This window comes from Escherichia sp. GZ89 (assembly GCF_019366485.1).
GTDB lineage: Bacteria > Pseudomonadota > Gammaproteobacteria > Enterobacterales > Enterobacteriaceae > Escherichia > Escherichia fergusonii.
The window spans coordinates 1-3662 of sequence record NZ_JAEOHX010000031.1 but is presented as its reverse complement, the minus strand read 5'-3'; the positions used below and the strand labels follow the sequence as shown (position 1 = coordinate 3662).

General features: G+C 54.1%; 4 protein-coding genes. 1 reads left to right on the top strand and 3 read right to left on the bottom strand.

From position 1 onward, the window contains the following. Both K0335_RS21915 and K0335_RS22650 read right to left on the bottom strand, forming a co-directional pair. Window positions 1-272: nitrate- and nitrite sensing domain-containing protein (locus tag K0335_RS21915; RefSeq protein WP_219394139.1), on the bottom strand; the 272-nt coding region annotated here is incomplete at its 3' end. Window positions 273-577: 305 nt separating this feature from the next. After that, a complete protein-coding gene (locus tag K0335_RS22650) occupies window positions 578-727 on the bottom strand; it encodes a replication initiation protein (protein WP_077464408.1) in 150 nt (49 codons plus the stop codon). A gap of 698 nt (window positions 728-1425) precedes the next feature. Between K0335_RS22650 and K0335_RS21910 the strand changes: the two genes are divergently transcribed. Beyond that, window positions 1426-1662: a hypothetical protein gene (locus tag K0335_RS21910; protein WP_001676031.1), complete on the top strand. Its 237-nt coding sequence runs from the start codon at window positions 1426-1428 to the stop codon at window positions 1660-1662. Between the two features lie 290 nt (window positions 1663-1952). Here the strand turns inward: K0335_RS21910 and K0335_RS21905 are convergent. Then, window positions 1953-3662 (bottom strand): methyl-accepting chemotaxis protein (locus tag K0335_RS21905; protein ID WP_219394137.1); only part of this gene is annotated, 1710 nt, incomplete at its 5' end.

Sequence of the window (3662 nt, the reverse complement as noted above, 5' to 3'; positions counted from 1 at the left end):
GTTAACTGCCGCTGGGCAGCTAAGTCATCGCGAAACTTTTGGCCGCGCGCGCCGATAAATCCAGCGCTCATTCCACGTTCGCTCTGGAGTTGATGCACCACATCACCCGCGCTGCGGGCGAGCGTGGTGAGCTGTCCAATGGTGTTCATCTGCTGTTCGGTATTGATACGGCTGACAATACCCGAACCGGCGAACCAGACCAAGGCAAGCAGTAGCGGGAATAATGCAATAAACAACTTCATTTGCATTGAAATACGATAAGCCCATGACATATCGATACTTTCCTTACTTTCTTGAGGGATCGCAGGAGTATCGGTAGATACATGCATAAACTTTATAGTTTATTGTTGGGGGAACGGGCACCACATTCGGCAGTGGCGCTGGTAGCAATCCATAAAGGATCTTCTTGAGATCCTTTGACGATCGTCGTAATCTCTTGCTCTGTAAACGAAAAAACCACCCTTGCAGGTGGTTTTTCGAAGGTTAGATAATCCTGGCAGATTCTCTAACCGTGGTAACAGTCTTGTGCGAGACATGTCACCAAATTTGTCCTTCTAGTGTAGCCTCAGTCAGGCCACTACTTCAAGAACTCTCGATACATCTCTCGCACATCCTGTTTACCAGTGGCCGCTGCCAGTGGCGATTTTTCGTGTCTTTCCGGGTTGGACTCAAGACGATAGTTACCGGAAAAGGCGCAGCAGTCGGACTGAACGGGGGGTTCGTGCATACAGTCCAGCTTGGAGCGAACTGCCTTCCCGGAACTGAGTGTCAGGCGTGGAATGAGATAAACGCGGCCATAACAGCGGAATGACACCGGTAAACCGAAAGGCAGGAACAGGAGAGCGCACGAGGGAGCTACCAGGGGGAAACGCCTGGGATCTTTATAGTCCTGTCGGGTTTCGCCGCCACTGATTTGAGCGTCAGATTTCGTGATGCTTGTCAGGGGGGCGGAGCCTATGGAAAAACGGCTTCGCCGCGGCCTTACCGTTTCCCTGTTAAGTTTCTTCCTGGCATCTCCCAGGAAATTTCCGCCCCATTCGTAATCCCGCACCGCTCGCCGCAGCCGAACGACCGAGCGCAGCGAGTCAGTGAGCGAGGAAGCGGAATATCTCCTGTCTCATATATTCCGCTTACGCTCTGCTGCTGCATTTTCCTCCTGCCACATGAAGCACTTCACTGATTCCCGCACCCGTGCCTACATAATAAGCCAGTATACACTCCGCTAGCGCTATGTGACTGGTTCAGGGCTGCGCCCCGAAACCCGCTAAAACCACTGACGCGCCTGCGGCTTGCCCAACGTCTCACGTCACCGGATTAAAATCCGCTCCCGTTCACCGTTTCTGGCTGTCTTTCAGCACCGCCAGCGCTTCATCGGTTCTGCTGTGTCTGGCAGACTGTGCGGAGTTATTCTGACGGGAGAATGCTATGAACAGACTGACAAACCTGACACCTGCAGAGAAAAAATTTCTTGATGATGCTATTGCCGCAGCTGAGAGAGCGTCAGGCAAAAAGCTAAATCAGCCGAACCGGCATATCGTCCTGAACAGAGCGCGTGCGCAGATTGAGTCGCAGCGTTACGCCGACCGCCAGCGTGCATTACGTGAGGATGAGCGGCAGCAGTCCGAGTTTGCCTGGTCACGTCCGCGCGCGCCGCGCCGCTGATTGCGCCTTTTGGCGGTTTAGTGGTGCTGACACTCCGAAATCGTCTGCCATTCACCCGCGTGCATAGCCATGCAGTCGCGCAGAAATCATCAGGTGCGTTTTTCAGGGTTATGGCCAGGGAAAGGTGCTGGAAATGGCTAACTCGTTACAGAGTGGCGCTGAGGGCCTCTCAGGCGGTGCGGGCAACAGATGTTATGGTAAATCCTAGTTATTTGCAGGCATAAAAAAGCCGTCTTTTAGGCGGTTTTTTCTGATTGTAAGTTATCAAGACCGGATGCTGAACGGCAGTATCAGACAATAAAGCGATCGACCAGCGTGGACATCGCTTCAGACTGGCCGTCCAGCATCTGGCTGGCGCTCGCCGCCTGAGAGACCAGCGCTGCGTTTTGCTGAGTGACCTGCTCCAGCTGATTCAGTGCCTGATGCACCTGCGACACGCCAAGCGACTGCTCATTCGCCGCACGGGCAATATCGCTCACGTACTGTTTCATCCGCCCGGTATTTTCCGCCGCTGCTTTCAGCGCGGTGCCGGACGCGGTGACTCGTGCTACCCCTTCGCCAATCTTATCCATATTCTGGTTAATCAGCTCACGGATCTGACTGGCCTCTCGTGCACAGCGCTGGGAAAGGTTACGCACCTCCGTCGCCACTACCGCAAAGCCTTTGCCAAGCTCACCGGCACGTGCCGCTTCAACGGCGGCGTTAAGCGCCAGCAAGTTGGTCTGGAAAGAAATCTCATCAATTGACGCAACAATCTGGGAAATCTGCTCGCTGGAAGAACGAATTTCCGCCATGCTCTGACTGGCCTCGTTAGAGACGCGATTAGCTTCCAGTACGTCCCGCTCCATCGAATGTATCAGACGCTCCGCCTCGCTGGCGTTATCGGCGGTCTGGGTGATCGCAGTAGAAATCTGCTCCATGCTGGCGGCCGTTTCCACAATCGATGCCGCCTGTTCATCCGTACGCTGGGCCAGATCCTGATTACCGGCAGCGATATCACTACTGGCGCTACGCAACACCACCGCACCGGACTTAATTTCTTGCACGATATGCTGAATATTCTCAATCGCTTGGTTATAGGCACGGTTCAGGGCTGAGAGCTCGTCGCTGCCGGGGACGTCAAGACGACGTGTCAGGTCGCCGTCCATCTCTGCGATGGTTTTCAGCGTACCGTTCAGTTGCTGCTGGATACTGCGTGCCACCATCACCGCAAAGGCGATAGCAATCAGTAGGGCAACCAGGCTGATTACCAGGAAGGACTGCCAGTCGACACGGGCATTGTGGGCAAGCAGCGCAGCATGTTCCTGCAAGGCATCCACCGCGCGATTTTCCACCTTTTGCAGCGTTTCAATACGCTGGGTCTGAAGGTTAAACCAGTCAGTCGGGTTGACTCCAAATCCGCCTTCGGCGGCTTTATTAAAAGCCGTCTCCCGCAGTTCAAGAGCACGAGTTGCTTCAGCGGACTGAAGAGATTTGTCCAGCTCAGCCGCCTGCACAGGTGTGCTAAAGCTGCGAGCTGCCGTCAGCCAGGCATCCTGCTGGCCTACCACATCGCTAAACATGCTGAACTGGCCGTCGTCAAAGCGATCCATCGAGAAGATATTGGACAGCAGCGCACGTTCTACACCAGCCTGCTCCTTCAAATTCAAGAGACTATAATAAGCCGCCAGTTCGTTCACCATCGAGCCTGAGGTGCTTAAATGCCCCATCCCGCCGACAAACTTCAGCACGTCAGAGATGGTTTGGGTATAGAACTGACTCGCTTTTGGTGAATCGATAGTTAATTCGCTGATGGCGGTACGGGTTGAGTCGAGAAACTGAATACTTTCATTAAACGTTTTCAGGGGGGCGGCAATATTTCCCTGGAGTAAATCCTTATTCGTATCGGTCAGCAACCGCTTAAATGTTGCCAGCACCTTGTCGGTTAACTGCCGCTGGGCAGCTAAGTCATCGCGAAACTTTTGGCCGCGCGCGCCGATAAATCCAGCGCTCATTCCACG